The 18,420-nt window shown below is 34.3% G+C and carries 16 protein-coding genes; 15 read left to right on the top strand and 1 reads right to left on the bottom strand.

Annotated elements, in window-relative coordinates:
* The first annotated feature begins 209 nt into the window (after window positions 1–209).
* From V1468_RS10655 to V1468_RS10645, 3 genes are all read left to right on the top strand, one after another.
* Entirely contained in the window at window positions 210–2,729 is a 2,520-nt protein-coding gene (locus V1468_RS10655) for a PIG-L family deacetylase (RefSeq protein ID WP_331810226.1), read from the top strand.
* A gap of 136 nt (window positions 2,730–2,865) precedes the next feature.
* The gene (locus tag V1468_RS10650) at window positions 2,866–4,683 is read left to right on the top strand and encodes a sodium:solute symporter (RefSeq protein WP_331810225.1); all 1,818 of its coding nucleotides are present in this window, start codon (window positions 2,866–2,868) and stop codon (window positions 4,681–4,683) included.
* Window positions 4,673–5,650: a Gfo/Idh/MocA family protein gene (locus V1468_RS10645; RefSeq protein ID WP_331810224.1), complete on the top strand. Its 978-nt coding sequence runs from the start codon at window positions 4,673–4,675 to the stop codon at window positions 5,648–5,650. Before V1468_RS10650 ends, V1468_RS10645 begins: the two co-directional genes overlap by 11 nt.
* Before the next feature lie 52 nt (window positions 5,651–5,702).
* Here the strand turns inward: V1468_RS10645 and V1468_RS10640 are convergent, their stop codons facing one another.
* Window positions 5,703–6,551, bottom strand: coding sequence for a DUF2911 domain-containing protein (locus tag V1468_RS10640; RefSeq protein ID WP_331810223.1), 849 nt, complete (start codon window positions 6,549–6,551; stop codon window positions 5,703–5,705).
* A 164-nt stretch (window positions 6,552–6,715) separates the two neighbouring features.
* On the opposite strand from V1468_RS10640, the gene V1468_RS10635 reads away from it, so the two are divergent.
* The 12 genes from V1468_RS10635 to V1468_RS10580 all read left to right on the top strand — a co-directional run bounded on the left by V1468_RS10635 (window position 6,716) and on the right by V1468_RS10580 (window position 18,329).
* Entirely contained in the window at window positions 6,716–7,045 is a 330-nt protein-coding gene (locus V1468_RS10635; protein ID WP_331810222.1) for an ArsR/SmtB family transcription factor, read from the top strand.
* 37 nt (window positions 7,046–7,082) lie between these two features.
* Window positions 7,083–7,973 (top strand): arsenite methyltransferase, encoded by an 891-nt coding sequence (locus V1468_RS10630; RefSeq protein ID WP_331810221.1) that lies wholly within the window; start codon window positions 7,083–7,085, stop codon window positions 7,971–7,973.
* A 24-nt stretch (window positions 7,974–7,997) separates the two neighbouring features.
* Complete coding sequence (locus V1468_RS10625) at window positions 7,998–8,612, top strand: arsenate-mycothiol transferase ArsC (protein ID WP_331810220.1); 615 nt, start codon at window positions 7,998–8,000, stop codon at window positions 8,610–8,612.
* A 6-nt stretch (window positions 8,613–8,618) separates the two neighbouring features.
* Window positions 8,619–9,662, top strand: coding sequence for an ACR3 family arsenite efflux transporter (gene arsB, locus V1468_RS10620; protein WP_331810219.1), 1,044 nt, complete (start codon window positions 8,619–8,621; stop codon window positions 9,660–9,662).
* Window positions 9,663–9,761: 99 nt separating this feature from the next.
* The gene (locus tag V1468_RS10615; protein WP_331810218.1) at window positions 9,762–10,418 is read left to right on the top strand and encodes a TetR family transcriptional regulator C-terminal domain-containing protein; all 657 of its coding nucleotides are present in this window, start codon (window positions 9,762–9,764) and stop codon (window positions 10,416–10,418) included.
* The gene (locus V1468_RS10610) at window positions 10,419–11,729 is read left to right on the top strand and encodes an ABC1 kinase family protein (protein ID WP_331810217.1); all 1,311 of its coding nucleotides are present in this window, start codon (window positions 10,419–10,421) and stop codon (window positions 11,727–11,729) included.
* A gap of 1 nt (window position 11,730) precedes the next feature.
* Window positions 11,731–12,369: a flavin reductase family protein gene (locus tag V1468_RS10605; protein ID WP_331810216.1), complete on the top strand. Its 639-nt coding sequence runs from the start codon at window positions 11,731–11,733 to the stop codon at window positions 12,367–12,369.
* Window positions 12,369–13,790 carry an SDR family oxidoreductase gene (locus V1468_RS10600; protein WP_331810215.1) on the top strand — a complete coding sequence of 474 codons (1,422 nt, stop codon included), beginning with the start codon at window positions 12,369–12,371 and terminating at the stop codon, window positions 13,788–13,790. Before V1468_RS10605 ends, V1468_RS10600 begins: the two co-directional genes overlap by 1 nt.
* Window positions 13,787–13,924 carry a DUF2256 domain-containing protein gene (locus V1468_RS10595; protein WP_331810214.1) on the top strand — a complete coding sequence of 46 codons (138 nt, stop codon included), beginning with the start codon at window positions 13,787–13,789 and terminating at the stop codon, window positions 13,922–13,924. Before V1468_RS10600 ends, V1468_RS10595 begins: the two co-directional genes overlap by 4 nt.
* Window positions 13,906–15,213, top strand: a complete 1,308-nt coding sequence (locus tag V1468_RS10590; RefSeq protein WP_331810213.1) for a DASH family cryptochrome — start codon at window positions 13,906–13,908, stop codon at window positions 15,211–15,213. The genes V1468_RS10595 and V1468_RS10590 overlap by 19 nt, the downstream gene beginning before the upstream one ends.
* A gap of 150 nt (window positions 15,214–15,363) precedes the next feature.
* Complete coding sequence (locus V1468_RS10585; RefSeq protein ID WP_331810212.1) at window positions 15,364–16,839, top strand: cryptochrome/photolyase family protein; 1,476 nt, start codon at window positions 15,364–15,366, stop codon at window positions 16,837–16,839.
* Complete coding sequence (locus tag V1468_RS10580) at window positions 16,839–18,329, top strand: cryptochrome/deoxyribodipyrimidine photo-lyase family protein (RefSeq protein WP_331810211.1); 1,491 nt, start codon at window positions 16,839–16,841, stop codon at window positions 18,327–18,329. Before V1468_RS10585 ends, V1468_RS10580 begins: the two co-directional genes overlap by 1 nt.
* Window positions 18,330–18,420: the final 91 nt, after the last annotated feature.

The following is an 18,420-nucleotide window of genomic DNA, read 5'->3' as shown; positions in this document are numbered from 1 at the left end:
TTTAATGAATTTTGGCGCATTGTTTGAAAAATTCGTCATTATTATTACAAGTTTTCACCGAGATTATTTACCATAGTTACAGTACACATTTCTCAATTCTAACTTCTGGTATCTCACATCTCAAAAACCCAACGTTAAACAAACCCTAAAAACAAGGTTATAGTAACCAACTTTTTTATATTTGAAAAGCACACTAACTAAATAACCTCATGTTTCAGATTAGACTCTGTATTCTCTTTGTTTTTAGCTGTTTAACTACTTTATCAGCACAACAACCCAAAAAACTTAATTCCTCAGAAATATACGAAGCCGTCCAAAAACTTAATGTTTTAGGCTCAGTACTTTATGTCGCAGCGCATCCAGATGATGAAAATACACGATTAATTTCTTACATGTCTAACCAGGTGAAAGCGCGAACTGCTTACCTTTCATTAACACGTGGAGATGGTGGACAAAATCTCATTGGACCAGAAATTAGAGAACTTCTCGGAGTCATAAGAACTCAAGAATTATTAGCAGCTCGTCGTGTAGATGGTGGCGAACAACGTTTTTCTAGAGCTAACGACTTTGGCTACTCTAAGCACCCTGACGAAACTTTAACCATCTGGAACAAAGACGAAGTATTATCTGATGTCGTTTGGACGATTAGAAATTTTAAGCCAGACGTCATCATTAATCGTTTCGATCACAGATCGCCAGGTACAACCCATGGTCATCATACAAGCTCTGCCATGTTAAGTATGGAGGCTTTTGATTTGGCTAACGATGCTTCAAAATATGCTTCGCAATTACAGCTTACGGATACCTGGCAACCAAAACGTATCTTTTTTAATACCTCTTGGTGGTTCTACGGTAGTCAGGAAAAGTTTGAAGAAGCTGACAAAACCAACATGCTAAATTTTGATATTGGTGTCTACTACCCTTCTAAAGGCTTATCTAACAATGAAGTTGCAGCTATTGCAAGCAGTCAGCATTTATGTCAAGGGTTTGGGCGTTTGTCTCAAAGGGGCACACAAGAAGAATATATTGAGTTTCTTAAAGGCGAACCTCTAAATGGCAGCAACAATATTTTTGAAGGTATCGATACCTCTTGGAGTCGTGTTAAAGGTGGAAAAGCCGTTGGAAACATTCTATACAAGGTAGAGCAAAATTTTAATTTTAGAAATCCTGCGACACACCTACCACAATTATTAGAAGCCTACAAACTACTTCAAAATATAGAAGATGAGCATTGGAAATCAGTTAAAACCAAAGAACTAAAAACAATTATTGAAGCTTGTGCAGGCTTATATCTGGAAGCTTCAGCAAATGTACCTTATACTGCACCAAACACAACTGTTAGTCTTAATATTGAAGCTTTAAACCGAAGTAATGCCACAATAGATTTAGTGTCTTACAAACTTTCTACCCTAAACAGTGGCACTTCAAAAAACATGAAAATGCAGAACAATCAACGTTTAAATTTTGATGAAGGCATTACCATACCAAACAACACTACTTACACTACTCCATATTGGTTAAATAAAAAAAGTACACTTGGTATGTATCATGTAGACAACCAGGATTTAATTGGTCGTCCTGAAACACCAAGAGCTGTTTTTGTTGACTTTAACCTCAATATTGAAGGAACTCCAATAACCTTTACAAAACCAGTTATCTATCGTTATTCTGAGCCAGATAAAGGAGAACTGTATAGACCTTTTGAAATTATTCCAGAAGTCTCTGCAAGTATATCTGACAAAGTTTTCATTTTTGACAACGATCAACAAAAGGAAATCGAAGTTACTGTAAAAGCTGGTAGAGATGCTATTGAAGGCTATGTGCAAATGGCTTATCCTAATGACTGGAGTGTATTTCCACAAAAGCAAAAAATTGAAATTGTAAATAAAGGCGATGTTCAAAAAGTTGTATTTACTGTAATTCCTCCAAAAAATCAAAGCGAAGGTCTTATTACACCAATGGTAAACATCAACGATAATTTTTATACAGACGAACTTATTGAGATCGATTACAGTCATATTCCTTTTCAAACTGTATTGATGCCTAGCGAAAGTAAAGTAGTGCGTTTAGATATTGAAAAACGAGGCAATAACATTGGCTATATTGAAGGTGCTGGCGATGTAGTACCAGAGAGTTTAAGACAAATTGGCTACAACGTTACCATCATAAAACCTGAACAAATTTCAGCTGAAAATCTGGTTAATTTTGATGCAATTGTTGTTGGTATCAGAGCTTATAACATCTTAGATGAATTAAAATTCAAACAAAAATTCTTACTACACTATGTTAAAGAAGGTGGAAATCTTATTGTACAGTATAATACTAACAGACGTCTAAAAGTTGATGACTTAGCACCATACCATTTACAACTCTCAAGAGATCGTGTTACTGATGAAAATGCCACAGTAACAATACTTAATCCTAACCATTCAATTTTAAATTTTCCTAATAAAATTACAACACAAGATTTTGAAGGTTGGGTACAAGAACGTGGTTTATATTTTCCAAATGAATGGTCAGAAGAATTTACACCACTTCTATCCATGAATGATAAAGGTGAATCGCCTAAAGAAGGGAGTCTCTTGGTTGCCAAATACGGAAAAGGTAACTACATATACACTGGTTTAAGCTTTTTTAGAGAGTTTCCTGCTGGTGTCTCTGGTGCATATCGTCTTTTTGCCAATCTGCTTTCTGCTGGTAAAGAAGAAACTAATAAACTTAAAAACTAATACTTTATTAAAATGCAGAACCAAGATCAACCGCAACCAAAGCAAAAATGGGACAAGATGTACACCATCGTACTCATCGCAAATGCACTTTACATTGTATTATTTTATTTTATAACTGCTTCATTCGCCTAAGCTTATGCAACAGACTTTAGACTGGATAGATTGGACTGTTCTCATTGTTACATTGGCTGTAATTGTAGGCTATGGCACATGGAAAACAAGAGGTAGCAAAAACGTTCAGGATTATGTTAGAGGAGGTAACTCTACAAAATGGTGGACTATCGGTTTGTCCGTCATGGCAACCCAAGCGAGTGCTATTACCTTTTTATCTACTACTGGTCAGGCATTTTCGGACGGTATGGGATTCGTGCAATTCTATTTTGGTTTGCCGATTGCTATGGTTATCATCTGCCTGGTATTTATCCCTATTTACCATCGACTTAAAGTATATACGGCTTACGAATTTCTCGAAAATCGTTTCGATTTAAAAACCAGAACACTTACTGCTATTTTATTCTTAATTCAGCGTGGTTTAGCAGCAGGTATTACCATATTCGCTCCTGCCATTATTCTATCTGTTGTATTAGGTTGGAACATTGTAACGCTCAACATCATCATTGGTGTTTTAGTTATTATCTATACCGTTTCTGGTGGTACTAAAGCTGTAACTGTAACCCAAAAACAGCAAATGTTTGTGATTTTTGCTGGTATGATTGCTGCGCTAATAATCATCATTAATCTTATACCTAATGACGTCTCTTTTGTAGATGCTATTGATATTGCAGGTGCTACAGGAAAAATGCAGGTTCTGGACTTTTCTTTCGATTTAGAAAATCGTTATACCGTTTGGACAGGACTAATTGGTGGCACATTTTTAATGTTATCGTATTTTGGTACAGATCAAAGTCAGGTGCAACGCTACCTTTCTGGTAAGAGCATGAAAGAAATGCAAATGGGCTTACTTTTTAACGGGCTTCTAAAAGTGCCTATGCAATTCTTTATTCTACTGGTTGGTGTTATGGTGTTTGTGTTTTATCAGTTTAACCCTTCACCATTAAATTTTATTGATAAGTCTACGGAAACCGTTTTAGCTTCAGAATATGGAAATGAATATAGAGCACTTCAAGATAAGCAAGCAGAATTGTTTGACATGAAGCAACGACTCAGTTTAGCTTATGCAAAAGATGAAAACCCTGAATTAAAACAAGAATTATTTCAAATAGATAGTATTGAAAAAACGTATCGCTTAGAGTCTAAATTCTTGATAAAAAAAGCCATTGACCCAGAATACAAGGCAAACTATATCGCTCTTGAAAAATCAGTTAAACAACTAGAGTCTAACCCTAAAAGCGAAGCTTACAAAACCAAGTCGGCTGAACTAAAAACACTCTATAAAGACGCAGCTAAAGACACACAAACCAATGACCGAGATTACATGTTTATTCGGTTTATTCTAAATCATTTACCAACAGGTTTAATCGGTTTATTATTGGCTGTAATTTTATCTGCAGCAATGTCTTCAACGGCATCAGAAATTAATGCTTTAGCAACGATTACTTCGATTGATCTGTATGGTAGAAATCTCAAAGAAGATAAAGGTGAAACACACATGGTAAAAATGACCAAGTGGTTTACATTTGGATGGGGAATTGTAGCTATAATTATTGCCTGCTTTGCAGATTTGGCTGAAAACTTAATTCAGCTCGTAAACATAATCGGTTCTATATTCTATGGTAATGTTCTTGGTATTTTCTTACTGGCCTTTTTCTTTAAACACATAAAAGGAAATGCGGTCTTTATAGGAGCACTTATCACACAATTTATTGTAATTATTGGTTGGGCTTTTGACTGGATGCCTTATCTCTGGCTCAATTTATTTGGTTGTATATTAGTAATAATAATAGCACATATAATTCAGCCTATATTACCTAAAACACAAAATAATGGAAACTAAAACGATACGTTGGGGAATTATTGGAGCTGGTAAAATCGCTACTAAATTCGCAAAGGATTTAAGTACTGTTCCTAATTCAAAATTATACGCTATAGCTTCAAGAAATCTTGAGAAAGCTAAAATTTTTGGTCAAGAATTCAATGCCGATGTCGCTTATGGCAATTACGAAGAGTTAAGTTTAGATCCTAATGTTGATGCTGTTTATATTGCAACACCACATAGCTTTCATAAAGAACACACCCTTTTATGTCTCAATCAAGGTATTGCTGTGTTGTGTGAAAAGCCATTTGCTATGGATTTACAGGAAGTTGAAGAAATGATTCAACTTTCAAAAGAAAAAAATACGCTTTTAATGGAAGCCATGTGGACTATATTTCTTCCTCATTTTAGATATGTCTTAGATTTAATTGAGCAAAAGCATTATGGGGATCTTGTAAAACTTGAAGCTGATTTTGGCTTTAAACCAGAGTATGATGAAACATCAAGATTATTAGATAAATCTGTAGGAGGTGGTAGTCTTTTAGATATTGGTATCTACCCTATTTTTGCTGCACTCTCTAGTTTAGGAAAACCTGATAGCATAGAAGCTAGAGCTGAATTTTTTGCTACTGGTGCAGATGCTGAATGTAACATGATTTTTAACTATAGTAATGCTATAGCGATTTTAAAGAGCACACTAAAAGAAGAAACTAAAACAGAAGCAATTTTCCATTGCGAAGAGGGCATCATAAAAATTAACACAAAATTTCATCAACCATCTACAGTAAGCCTAATTGACAGTAATGGCAATGAAGAACTTAAAACTTTTGATTATAAAACCATAGGTTATAGTTACGAAACAGAACATTTCAATCAACTCATAAGAAAAGGTAAAATTGAAAGTGATGTTATGACTTTTGAAAAAAGCAAAGAACTTATTTCAACTTTAGATATGGTTAGAAAACGTATAGGTCTAGATTACAAGTAAAAAAAAACGCAACTCAATAAGTTGCGTTTTTTTATTATTAGTGAGGCTATAATTACATAGCTCCCCATTCTTTTAAAGAATCTTCATTCATTTTTATGTAGTCTGCATTTTTTGCTTCTTTTGCACCTTCAAGAGACTTCTTAGCTGCAGCAATAGCACCTTTTTTATCTCCATTTGCCGCATGAATTAAGGACTGCTGTCTTAGAAACCAAAAACGAGGCTCATCTTTTGTCATTTCTACAGCCTTATCAATCCACTCCATTGCTTGCTCTAAATCTTTACCTTCAGATAAATTATACACAGCTGCAGAATAATAATCATTTGCAGAAGGGCCTGACATTACTTTATTTATGGAAGCTGCTACTTTTGCTTTTGTAGGCACATCAAACTTAACAGCTGCGTATGCTTTTTCCCACATAAAACCAATCATTGCAGAATCATTGGTTAAATCATCAAAAGAAATTGTGAACGTCTCAATATCAATAGGTAATTCATAAACTTCAGCCTTTACTTTAGCAGCAACTTTAGACTCATCCCATTTTTGTGGCGTTCCCCAATTATTAGTATCTGTATAAAAAACAACTTCCCAAGATTTCTCTGAAGGAGTGATAAAAATTGCATAGCTACCTGCCTTTAACTCATTATCGCCTACTGTAACATTATCACTAAAAGTAACAACAGTATTTTTGTTAGCTCCTGCTCTCCATAACTTTCCGAAAGGCACTAAATCTCCGAAGATTTTTCTGCCTCGCATGTTAGGTCTAGAATATTCTACTGTAACATCTGTTAATCCAACCTTCTGCTCTACCTTACTAAAAGGACTAGGTTGTGGTGTCTGTAATTGAGCATTTACAGAAACTGTAAGTGTCAATGCAAATACAAAAAGTATTAGTTTTTTCATTTTTGAAAAGTGTTGATTGTTATTAACGCTAAAATTACAATATAAGCCTACCTAAGAATGTTAATGAATCCTTAAAATGAAACTTTAACAAAAGAAATAACATCTATATAACGATATTAAATTTCTTTTATCGTAATATTGCAATATAATAATTAAAGAGAATAATGGGACTTACTAAATCTGAAATTTTTACAAATGAGCAAAACCAAATTGCCACAGTAGCAAAAGCGTTTGCACATCCTGCAAGAGTTGCTATTTTACAGCATATAATCAATTCTAATACCTGTATCTGTGGTGATTTGGTGGAGGAAATTGGTTTAGCACAAGCTACAATTTCTCAACATCTCAGAGAATTAAAAAATATTGGATTAATCAAAGGAAATATAGAAGGCACTAGTGTGTGCTATTGTATAGATGAAGATAATTGGACTAATGCAAAGGATCTTATCTCTCAGTTTCTGGATTATGAATCTAAAAAACCTAACTGTTGTTAAACCATAATGATTATACATCAATACAAAACATATAATTATGAAAACTGAACAAGAACTTAAAGACATCGTAAAAGAACAATATGCAAAAATTGCCGAGCAAGGTAAGATTGAAAATGCTTCATCTTGTTGTGGTGCCACTACTCCATCCAACAAAGTTTATAACATAATGATGGATGATTACTCCGAAACTAAAGGTTATGTCAGTGATGCTGATTTAGGTTTAGGTTGCGGGTTACCAACACAATTCGCTTTAATACAAAAAGGTGATACCGTTATAGATTTAGGCTCTGGTGCTGGTAACGATTGTTTTGTAGCGAGACATGAAACTGGTAGCAAAGGAAAAGTTATTGGTATAGACTTCACTCCTATTATGATACAAAAGGCACGCATTAATGCTGAAAAACTTGGCTACAACAATGTTGAATTCAGAGAAGGTGATATTGATAATATGCCTGTTTCTGATAATATTGCCGATGTCATTGTGAGCAATTGTGTACTTAATCTAGTGCCTAACAAACAAAAAGTTATCAGTGAAATTTTCAGAGTATTAAAACCTGGAGGTCATTTTAGTATTTCAGATATCGTTTTAGTTGGTGACCTACCTAAAGCTTTAAAAGAAGATGCCGAAATGTATGCAGGATGTGTTGCTGGAGCTATTCAGAAAGAAGAGTATCTCAAACATATTTCTGATCAAGGCTTTGTTAATGTTAATATTCAAAAAGAAAAGCCTATCACTATTCCTGAAGATATCTTAAGCAAGTATTTAGATGAGGAAATGATTAAACAGTTTAACTCTGATAATGTTGGTATTTTCAGTATTACAGTTTATGCTGAAAAACCAGGAAAAAAGGAAAAGAAACCAAAACTTCAATTAGCAGACATTACAAATGATGAGCCTTGTTGTTCACCTGATGGTAATTGTTGTTAAATCATATAAATTCCCCAACTAGGCATGTTATTCTCAAAATTATCAGAAAAAATAGATAGTCTTGATACATCTATAATTTCAGAAGAAAGGAAAGCTGTTTTACAACCTTTAATAGATTTTATTCAATCTAAAGTTGATACAAAGCAGATGATCAATCTCAATTTCATCTGCACGCACAATTCTAGAAGAAGTCACCTCTCACAAGCTTGGGCACAAGCGACTGCCTCTTATTTTGGCATAGAGAACTTGTTTTGCTATTCTGCAGGTACAGAGGCCACAGCATTATTTCCTGTGGCTGCAGAAACACTTTCTAATTCAGGTTTTAAAGTTGATAAACTTTCTAAAGGAAACAATCCGGTTTACAGTTTAAAATACGCTGAAAACGCACATCCTATCATCGGATTTTCAAAAACTATTAATTCAGAATTTAATCCTCAAAACGGTTTTGCAGCCATAATGACTTGCTCTTCGGCAGATCAAGGCTGTCCTTTTATTGCTGGTGCAGAAAAGCGTATTCCTATTACTTACGAAGATCCAAAAATAGCGGATGGCACACCACAACAAGCCGAAAAGTACTTGGAACGTAGCACTCAAATTGCCACTGAAATGAAGTTTGTTTTTTCTCAGATAAAGCACTAATCAAAAATGAAAAAGAAACTAAATTTTTTAGATAGCTACCTTACATTATGGATATTTTTAGCTATGATTTTGGGAATTGGGATAGGTTACTTCTTTCCAAAATTTCCAGAGCTAATTAACTCCTATAGTAGTGGCACTACAAACATTCCTATTGCCATCGGACTTATATTAATGATGTATCCTCCATTGGCAAAAGTTAATTATAGTTTACTACCTAAAGTTTTTAAGGATGTAAAAATATTATCCATTTCATTAGTGCTAAACTGGATTATTGGTCCTGTTTTAATGTTTGTTTTGGCTATACTATTTCTTCAAAATCACCCAGAATATATGGTAGGTCTTATTCTAATTGGTTTGGCACGTTGTATAGCTATGGTATTAGTATGGAACGATTTGGCAGAAGGTAGTAGTGAGTATGGTGCTGGTTTAGTGGCTTTAAATAGTATTTTTCAGGTGTTTGGCTATAGCTTTTATGCTTATCTGTTTATCACTGTGCTACCACCCTATTTTGGTTTTGAAGGTGCCATTGTAGATATATCTATTGCAACCATCGCACAGAGTGTTGCTATTTATTTAGGTATTCCTTTTTTACTTGGCATATTGTCGCGCGTAATACTGGTAAAACTTAAAGATGAAGCTTGGTATACACAAAAGTTTATCCCAACAATTTCACCATTAACACTTATTGCATTGTTATTTACAATTATTGTGATGTTTTCATTAAAAGGTGAACTGATTGTTGAGATTCCTGGTGATGTACTAATCATAGCCATACCTTTGTTAATCTATTTTACTGTAATGTTTCTTATTGGCTTTTTTGTGAGTAAAGTAATAGGCGCACCTTATGATAAAAATGCAGCGATTGCTTTTACAGCAGCTGGTAATAATTTTGAATTAGCTATAGCAGTTGCCATAGCAGTCTTTGGACTTAATTCTGGTCAGGCCTTTACTGGAGTAATTGGACCTTTAGTAGAAGTACCAGCATTAATTCTTTTGGTACGTGTCGCTTTTTGGTTACGCAAAAAGTACTATACCAAATCAAAAGTATAAGCCTAAAATCTGCTTGCTTTATATTGGGAGTTAAATTTTGTTTAACTTTTAATTTATATCGTTAAACATTTTGTATCTTTACATTGTAAATAAACTACAATGGCAAAGAAAAAAAATATAAAACAAGCAGATCTTATTTCTTATTATATGGATTATGTCCTTACACATAGCCAACAACCAAAATCGGTATATGTGTTTGCAAAGGACAATAATTTTGAAGAACAACAATTCTATCAGTTCTTTTCGTCATTTGATGTTTTAGAACAATCCATCTTCAAAATATTCTTTGATAATACAATTACAGTTTTAGAGAAAAGCAATGATTACGCTTCTTTCGACGCGCGAGACAAACTTTTAAGTTTTTATTTCACTTTTTTTGAAATTCTAACAGCAAATAGAAGTTACGTAACTTATGCCTTGGGCGAACATAAAACGTCATTAAAAACGCTACGCACTTTAGCACCTTTAAAACAGCGTTTTACAAATTTCATTGAATTGCTTAACATCAAGACCATTGATTTAAAACAAGAGCAGTTAACCAAACTACAGCAACGCAGCCTAAAAGAATCAGCATGGTTGCAATTGCTTCTAACGATGAAATTTTGGTTAGATGACAGTTCTCCGTCATTTGAAAAAACAGATGTCTTCATTGAAAAATCGGTACGTGCAAGTTTTGACCTAATAGACACAACACCACTGAAAAGTTTAATTGACTTTGGGAAGTTTATTTACAAAGAAAAAATACACAGCAATTAAATGAAGACCATAGATAGCATACCTATATCAAAAATATCTCGTGCCTCAAAACTGGTAACCACAGGTGCAAAAGTTGGTGTAAACTACTTAAAATATTATGGTGATAAGATTACCAAATCTGAAGCCGAAGCCAAAGAACGCCTAAATCAAAATAATGCGGAGGACATCTACGACAGCTTAAAACAACTTAAAGGCAGTGCACTTAAAGTAGCGCAAATGCTTAGCATGGAAAAGAGCATTTTACCACAAGCTTATGTAGAAAAATTTTCCCTGTCTCAATTTTCTGTGCCACCATTGTCACCTCCATTAGTTATAAAAACATTTAAAAAATACTTTGGGAAACATCCTGATGATTTATTTGATACTTTCAATGCAACTTCAGTCAATGCTGCCAGTATTGGCCAGGTCCATATTGCAGAAAAGGATGGGAAAAAATTTGCTGTGAAAATCCAATATCCTGGAGTTGCAGAGAGTATCGCATCAGATTTAGCACTGGTAAAACCAGTGGCTATAAAGATGTTTAATATAAAAGGAAAAGATTCCGACAAGTATTTCAAAGAAGTTGAAGACAAACTTACAGAAGAGACCAATTACAATCTCGAAATAGCACAAAGCAAAGCTGTTGTAGACGCTTGTAAACACATTCCAAATTTGAAGTTCCCAGAATATTATGAAGATTTATCTTCTGAACGTATTATAACCATGGATTATATGGAAGGTGAGCATCTTTCTGAATTCGCCAGTCATAATACAGATCAAGCGTTAGCAACTCAATTAGGTCAAGCTTTATGGGACTTCTATATGTTTCAAATTCATAACCTTAAAAAAGTGCATGCGGATCCGCATCCAGGTAATTTTTTAATTTCTAAAGACGGACAACTTATTGCCCTAGACTTTGGTTGTATGAAATCAATTCCTGAGGAGTTTTATAAACCTTACTTTGAACTTGCGGAAAAAGACACCATCAATAATCCTAAAAAATTCAAAGAAAAACTCTACGAACTTGAAATATTAAGAAAAGATGATTCCGAAGAAGAGATTATCTTTTTTACTGATATGTTTCACGAGCTATTAAGCTTATTTACACAACCATTTCACTCAGAAGAATTTGACTTTTCGGATGCTAATTTCTTTGGAAGAATTACAGAAATGGGTCAGAAATATTCTAAAAGTACAGAATTGCGCAACATGAATGGCAATCGTGGCTCTAAGCATTTTATTTACATTAACCGAACCTTCTTCGGACTGTACAACTTAATGTTTGACCTTAAGGCGAAAAACATCAAAATCAACAATTTTATAAATCTTTAATATGGCAACCTTTAGTATCCAAGACATAGACAACATGCATCATTTGTACCGCATCAACCTAATTAACAGTTGTAGTGGTTACAAATCTGCGAATCTAATTGGTACTAAAGACAATTTAGATGTTACAAATGTTGCGGTTTTTAGTTCCATTACGCATTTAGGTTCTAATCCTGCTTTATTAGGTTTTTTCCTAAGACCAACAACAGTTATTCGAAATACTTATGATAACATAAGGTCTACTGGGAAATTCACCATAAATCATATTCATGAAGATATTTTAGAAGACGCACATCATACCTCAGCGAAATACGATGCACAAATTTCAGAATTTGATACCACTAAATTAGAAGAAGAATATAAAGATAATTTTTTTGCACCTTTTGTAAAGGGTTGTCCGATACAAATGGCCATGAGCTATGTAGAGGAATATGCGATTGAAGCTAATAATACCATACTTTTAATAGGAAAAATCGAAAATCTTTACGTGCAAGACGATTTGTTAGAAAAGGATGGATTTATAAACTTATCTAAAGCCAAAGTAGCCACTATTAATGGTTTAAACGGTTATGCCATCCCAAATTTAAAACAGCGATTAGAATACCAACGACCAAAACCAGAATTTGCAATACCTAATGACTAATGCAAATACTAATTACAGGAACAACAGGCTACATAGCCAAAAGATTAGCACTTCAACTTCTTGAGGAAGGACATGAGTTGGTTTGTTGTGTTCGTGATTTAAATCGTATTCCAGATGAAATTGAAGAACATCCGCAATGTTCTTTTATAAAAATGGATTTTCTAAGTCCAGAACCTAATAAAATTCCAAAAACCATAGAAGCCGCTTATTACCTCATCCATTCCATGGCTACAAATGCCGACGATTTTGAAGATTTAGAACGTCAGTGTGCTCATAATTTTAAAAATCTTGTTGAAGCTACTGAATGTAAACAAGTCATCTATCTCAGTGGTATCGTTAACGATGATTCGCTTTCTAAACATCTAAAGTCTCGCTTACAAGTTGAAGAAACTTTAAAATCTGATAGCTATGCCCTAACAACATTTAGAGCAGGTATTATTGTAGGTAGTGGTAGTGCTTCCTTCGAAATTATAAGAGACATCGTAGAGAAGCTTCCGGTTATGGTTACACCAAAATGGTTGAATACAAAAACTCAACCGCTTGGTATTAGAGATGTACTCACCTACTTATCACAAGCCCTAGGTAAAGAAGTACTTTACAATAAATCCTATGACATTTTTGGTCCTGAAGTATTAACCTATAAGGAAATGCTTTTGCAATTTGCGGAAGTACGTGGTTTAAAACGGTATATCTACACGTTACCTGTTTTAAGTCCAAAACTGTCATCGTATTGGCTCTATTTTGTCACTTCAACATCATTTCAATTGGCACAAGCCTTGGTGGATAGCATGAAAGTAGAAGTCATTGGTAAACCAAGTGATATCAATACACATATAGACATTTCGCCGCTTTCTTATAAAGAGGCTGTTGAATTAGCTTTTCAAAGAATTGAGCAAAACAGTGTAATATCTAGTTGGAAAGACGCAGTTAGTAGTGGACGATTTAAAGACCAGCTTTCAAAACATATAGAATTACCACAGTATGGCTGTTTTAAAGATATACGCTCTAGAACTATAGAAAATGAAGATTATACACTGAATAAAATCTGGAGTATTGGAGGCCGAAACGGCTGGTATAGTTTCAATGGTTTATGGAAAATAAGAGGCTATGTAGATAAGCTCTTTGGTGGTGTTGGACTAAGAAGAGGACGCACGCACGACACTTATCTTGAGGCTGGAGATCCTTTGGATTTTTGGCGCGTACTTTTTGCAGACAAACAAGAAAAACGACTACTCTTATTTGCTGAAATGCGCCTACCTGGTGAAGCTTGGCTTGAGTTCAAAATTGTAAAAGACAAACTCTACCAACGTGCCGTATTTAGGCCAAAAGGACTTTGGGGACGTCTCTATTGGTATATGGTTTTACCATTTCATGCCTTTGTTTTTAAAGGAATGATTAATGCCCTAATAAAACCCGAATGAGAGGTGTAAAAAAGCAACATCTGCCCACAAAAATATGCCCAGTTTGTGAGCGACCTTTTACCTGGCGCAAAAAATGGGCAAAGAATTGGGACAACGTAAAATATTGTAGCGAAAAATGCAGAAAAACGACATAAAAAATCTGATTTGGTTTAGAAATGATCTTAGAACTGTAGATAATACTGTTTTAAGCGAAGCTACTAAAAATGGTAATACTGTTTTTGGTGTGTATTGTTTCGATCCCAAACAGTTTCAAATTGATGCTTTTGGTTTTAAAAAAACAGAAAAATTTAGAGCACAATTTTTAATTGAAACTATCCAAGATTTAAAAGTACAACTTAGTCAACTCAACATAGAATTACTAGTGTATAACGAGCATCCCGAAGTAATAATTCCGAAGCTTTGCAACACACTAAATGTTGAAGCCATTTACCTTCAAAAGGAATGGACACAAGAAGAAATTGACACTGAAAACGTAGTCAAAGCAAACATTGACAATGTGACTTGGCATCACATTTACAATCAATTTCTATTTCATCCTGAAGATATCAATTTTCAGATTTCAAAAACACCGCAAGTCTTTACGGTTTTTAGAAAGAAATTAGAAAAATACGTCAGAATTAGACCTGAGGTTGAAACACCAAAACTACCGGAGAGCAATCGTTTTGAAAATACCACAAACATTCCATCGCTTTCAGATTTAGGCTTTAATAATTTTGGAAGACATCCACACTCAGCATTTCCGTTTAAAGGTGGTGAAACTGCGGCCCAAAACCGATTGGATGATTATTTTTTCAACACCAAAAAATTAGGTTTTTATAAGAAAACCAGAAATGGTTTGGTAGGCAAAGATTACAGTTCAAAATTTTCGCCTTGGCTGGCTAATGGCAGTATATCTGCTCGAACAATCTATTGGAAAGTTAAGCAGTTTGAAAAAGAACATTACAAAAACCAATCCACCTACTGGTTAATTTTTGAATTGATTTGGCGCGACTATTTCAAATACATTTCTCTGAAGTACGGCAACCAGATTTTTAAACTCGAAGGTATACTAAACAAAGATTATAATTGGTCTACAAATCAAACGCAGATTCAACAATGGATAAATGGTGAAACACCGTCTGACTTTGTAAATGCCAATATGATAGAACTTAAAGAAACAGGATGGATGAGCAATAGAGGTCGCCAAAACGTAGCATCCTTTTTTGCTAAAGAGTTAGAGTTAGATTGGCGCATAGGTGCTGCATATTTTGAGTCACTCCTACTCGATTATGATGTGCACAGCAACTATGGCAATTGGATGTATGTAGCTGGAGTTGGTAACGATCCTCGTGATCGTAAATTCAATGTGCAATTGCAAGCCGAGCGTTACGATAGCAATGGAAAATTTAGAAGTTTATGGTTACAACCGAGTTTATTCCTGTGAAAACAGGAATCTCTCTATCGGTAGTAACATCTATCGTTTAAGCTGTATTAAAAGAATTAGACAACCTTCAAGTTTTAAAATTTTGTTGGTCTAAATAAGTAAAGAAATTATAAGACTAAAATAAGATTCCTGCATTCGCAGGAAGTAAACATGAAAAAAAACGACTACATATTACTATTTCCACATCAATTATTTCAGGATTCACCTATTCTTGAAATCGATTCTGCTATTTACCTCATTGAAGAATATCTGTTTTTCAAACACTATAAATTTCATAAACAGAAAATAGCGTTCCATAGATCATCTATGAAGGCTTATGAAGATTATTTAAAATCGAAAGGCAAGACAGTAAATTATATTGAAGCAACTTCAGACGATAGTGATATCAGAACATTGATACCTAAACTCATTGACAATGGTGCTAAAACACTTCATGTCATTGACCCAACAGATAATTGGTTAGAAAAGCGTATTAAATCAAATTCAAAAGACATATCAATTGAATGGTACGAAAGTCCTTTATTTATCAATACAAAAAAAGATCTCAGCTCGTTTTTTAAACCTTCAAAAAAGAAATTTTTTCAAACTTCATTTTATAAAGAACAACGAAAAAATCGAGACATTTTAATGGTTTCCAATGAACCTGAAGGAGGTAAATGGACTTACGATTCTGAAAACCGAAAGAAATATCCAAAAGACAAAACACCACCAAATATTCAGTTTCCTGAACGGTCTGAATACTATGAGGAAGCGAAAACGTACACAGAGAAACATTTTGATAATCACTATGGTGAATTGAATGACTTTATCAATTATCCTATAGATTTTGAATCCTCTGAAGTATGGTTGCAGCAGTTTTTTGAATACCGTTTTCATGAATTTGGTGTGTTTGAAGATGCCATTGTAAAGGAAGAACATTTTTTAAACCACAGTTTACTTTCACCTTTAATTAATGTTGGTTTACTAAACCCTTCAAGCATTATTGATAAAGCCATTGCTTATGCTAAAGACAATGACGTACCCATCAATTCAACAGAAGGTTTTGTTAGACAAATTTTGGGTTGGCGCGAATTTATAAGAGGTGTTTACGAGGTAAAAGGCACAGAAGAGCGCACTAAAAACTTCTGGAACTTTGATCGAAAAATTCCTGCATCATTTTACGATGGTTCTACAGGTATAAAACCCGTAGATGATGTGATAAAAAAAGCACTAAAAATAGGTTATGCACACCATATAGAACGCTTAATGATTCTTGGCAATTTTATGGTGCTTTGCGAGTTCGATCCAGATGAAGTTTACCAATGGTTTATGGAACTGTTTATAGACTCCTACGATTGGGTTATGGTGCCTAATGTGTATGGCATGAGTTTGTTTGCCGATGGTGGTTTAATGTCTACAAAACCATACATAAGCAGCAGCAACTACATTATGAAAATGAGCAACTACAGCAAAGGTGAATGGCAAGACACTTGGGATGGCTTGTTTTGGACCTTTGTGGATAAACATCGTGATTTTTTTGAGAGCAATCCTAGATTAGGTATGCTCTTGGGTAATCTAGATCGTATGAAAAAGGATACGCTAGAAAACCATTTTAATAACGCAGAAAAATTCCTCAAAACACTATAATGACAGACAAACCAAATATTAATGTTGTATGGCTAAAGCGCGATTTACGACTTCAGGATAATGAAGCCATTACTAATGCGCTCTATACTGGCAAACCTACGCTACTTCTTTATGTGTTTGAACATATCTTACTAAACGACAATCATTATAGTGAACGACATTTTAACTTTATTAAAGAATCAATCAATGACCTAAACAAGCAACTAGAGCCATATAACACTAAAGTATTAAGCGTTACAAGCGATATTCAAACAGCATTTAATTTAATTCAAGAGTTCTATAAAATAGATGCCATTTTCTCTCATGTAGAAACTGGCATTTTAGTGACATACAATAGAGATAAAGAATTTACACGTTACTGTCGTAATAACTTCATCCGCTGGAACCAAAGTAAAAACAATGGTGTAGAACGTGGACTAACCAATAGAGACAACTGGTTAGAACAATGGGAAGATTATATGAGTCAACCACTTCTAGAGTTTAATCCAGAAGAAAATCAGTTACTTCATCTTAATGCCATAACAAAATTAGAAAGTGTACTAACAGTTACAGACTTAGACACACCAAAAGACTCAATATTTCAAAAAGGTGGAAGTTCTACTGCTTGGAAATATGCTTCGTCATTTTTTGAGAATCGTCATAAAGACTATATGTTCAACATATCAAAACCAGAAGCATCACGTACAAGTTGCAGTAGGCTTTCGCCTTATATTGCTTGGGGAAATGTTTCTATCCGACAGATTTTTCAAAAAGCTCAAAACCTTAAAGAACAAAGCAACGATAAAAGACATATTGGCGGTTTTTTATCGCGATTACGATGGCAAGCCCATTTTATTCAAAAGTTTGAAATGGAACATACCATGGAAAACGAAAGCGTTAACAAAGGATATCAAAAATTAAAAAAGAGTATTTCCTTAAAATACCAACAAGCCTGGAAGGAAGGCCAAACAGGTTTCCCTCTAGTAGATGCAAGCATGCGTTGTTTAGTAGAGACTGGTTATGTAAACTTTAGAATGCGTGCCATGTTAGTATCCTTTTTTACACATATTTTGTGGCAGCCTTGGCAAAATGCCTCAGAACACTTATCGCAACAGTTTTTAGATTTTGAACCTGGTATTCATTTTCCGCAATTGCAAATGCAAGCAGGTGAAACCGGAATTAATAATCTAAGAATTTATAATCCAACATTAAACGGACTTAAACACGATCCTGATGCTGAGTTTATAAAAAAATGGGTACCAGAACTTGCACATTTAGATGTGCCTTTTATTCACGAACCTTATTTAATGACCGAATTAGAACAAGGGTTATACAACTTTAAATTAGGTGAAGACTACCCAGAACCAATTGTAGACATAAAGGAAAACAGAAAGCGTGCCAGCGATATTCTATGGAATATGAAAAACGATCCAGAAGTTGTAAAAGAAAGTTTTCGCATATTAAAACGACATACACTACAAGATAGAAACAGCCTTTTGCGTCACAACTAAGAAGCTCTCTTCTCATTGTAAAAATAGTACTATCATAATTCCTTGTTAATTTTTGTTTAACTTTTAAGAACAAAGATTAAACATTTTGTAT

Origin of the sequence: Winogradskyella poriferorum, assembly GCF_036553625.1 — a bacterium.
Lineage (GTDB): Bacteria > Bacteroidota > Bacteroidia > Flavobacteriales > Flavobacteriaceae > Winogradskyella > Winogradskyella poriferorum.
Note: the sequence above shows the minus strand (reverse complement) of the source record. Positions and strands in the feature narration are given on the sequence as shown.

Bases quoted from the DNA above. Each gene is read 5' to 3' on its own strand.
- V1468_RS10655 (WP_331810226.1), top strand. From the start codon at position 210: ATGTTTCAGATTAGACTCTGTATTCTCTTTGTTTTTAGCTGTTTAACT.
- V1468_RS10650 (WP_331810225.1), top strand. From the start codon at position 2,866: ATGCAACAGACTTTAGACTGGATAGATTGGACTGTTCTCATTGTTACA.
- V1468_RS10645 (WP_331810224.1), top strand. From the start codon at position 4,673: ATGGAAACTAAAACGATACGTTGGGGAATTATTGGAGCTGGTAAAATC.
- V1468_RS10640 (WP_331810223.1), bottom strand. From the start codon at position 6,551: ATGAAAAAACTAATACTTTTTGTATTTGCATTGACACTTACAGTTTCT.
- V1468_RS10635 (WP_331810222.1), top strand. From the start codon at position 6,716: ATGGGACTTACTAAATCTGAAATTTTTACAAATGAGCAAAACCAAATT.
- V1468_RS10630 (WP_331810221.1), top strand. From the start codon at position 7,083: ATGAAAACTGAACAAGAACTTAAAGACATCGTAAAAGAACAATATGCA.
- V1468_RS10625 (WP_331810220.1), top strand. From the start codon at position 7,998: ATGTTATTCTCAAAATTATCAGAAAAAATAGATAGTCTTGATACATCT.
- arsB (WP_331810219.1), top strand. From the start codon at position 8,619: ATGAAAAAGAAACTAAATTTTTTAGATAGCTACCTTACATTATGGATA.
- V1468_RS10615 (WP_331810218.1), top strand. From the start codon at position 9,762: ATGGCAAAGAAAAAAAATATAAAACAAGCAGATCTTATTTCTTATTAT.
- V1468_RS10610 (WP_331810217.1), top strand. From the start codon at position 10,419: ATGAAGACCATAGATAGCATACCTATATCAAAAATATCTCGTGCCTCA.
- V1468_RS10605 (WP_331810216.1), top strand. From the start codon at position 11,731: ATGGCAACCTTTAGTATCCAAGACATAGACAACATGCATCATTTGTAC.
- V1468_RS10600 (WP_331810215.1), top strand. From the start codon at position 12,369: ATGCAAATACTAATTACAGGAACAACAGGCTACATAGCCAAAAGATTA.
- V1468_RS10595 (WP_331810214.1), top strand. From the start codon at position 13,787: ATGAGAGGTGTAAAAAAGCAACATCTGCCCACAAAAATATGCCCAGTT.
- V1468_RS10590 (WP_331810213.1), top strand. From the start codon at position 13,906: ATGCAGAAAAACGACATAAAAAATCTGATTTGGTTTAGAAATGATCTT.
- V1468_RS10585 (WP_331810212.1), top strand. From the start codon at position 15,364: ATGAAAAAAAACGACTACATATTACTATTTCCACATCAATTATTTCAG.
- V1468_RS10580 (WP_331810211.1), top strand. From the start codon at position 16,839: ATGACAGACAAACCAAATATTAATGTTGTATGGCTAAAGCGCGATTTA.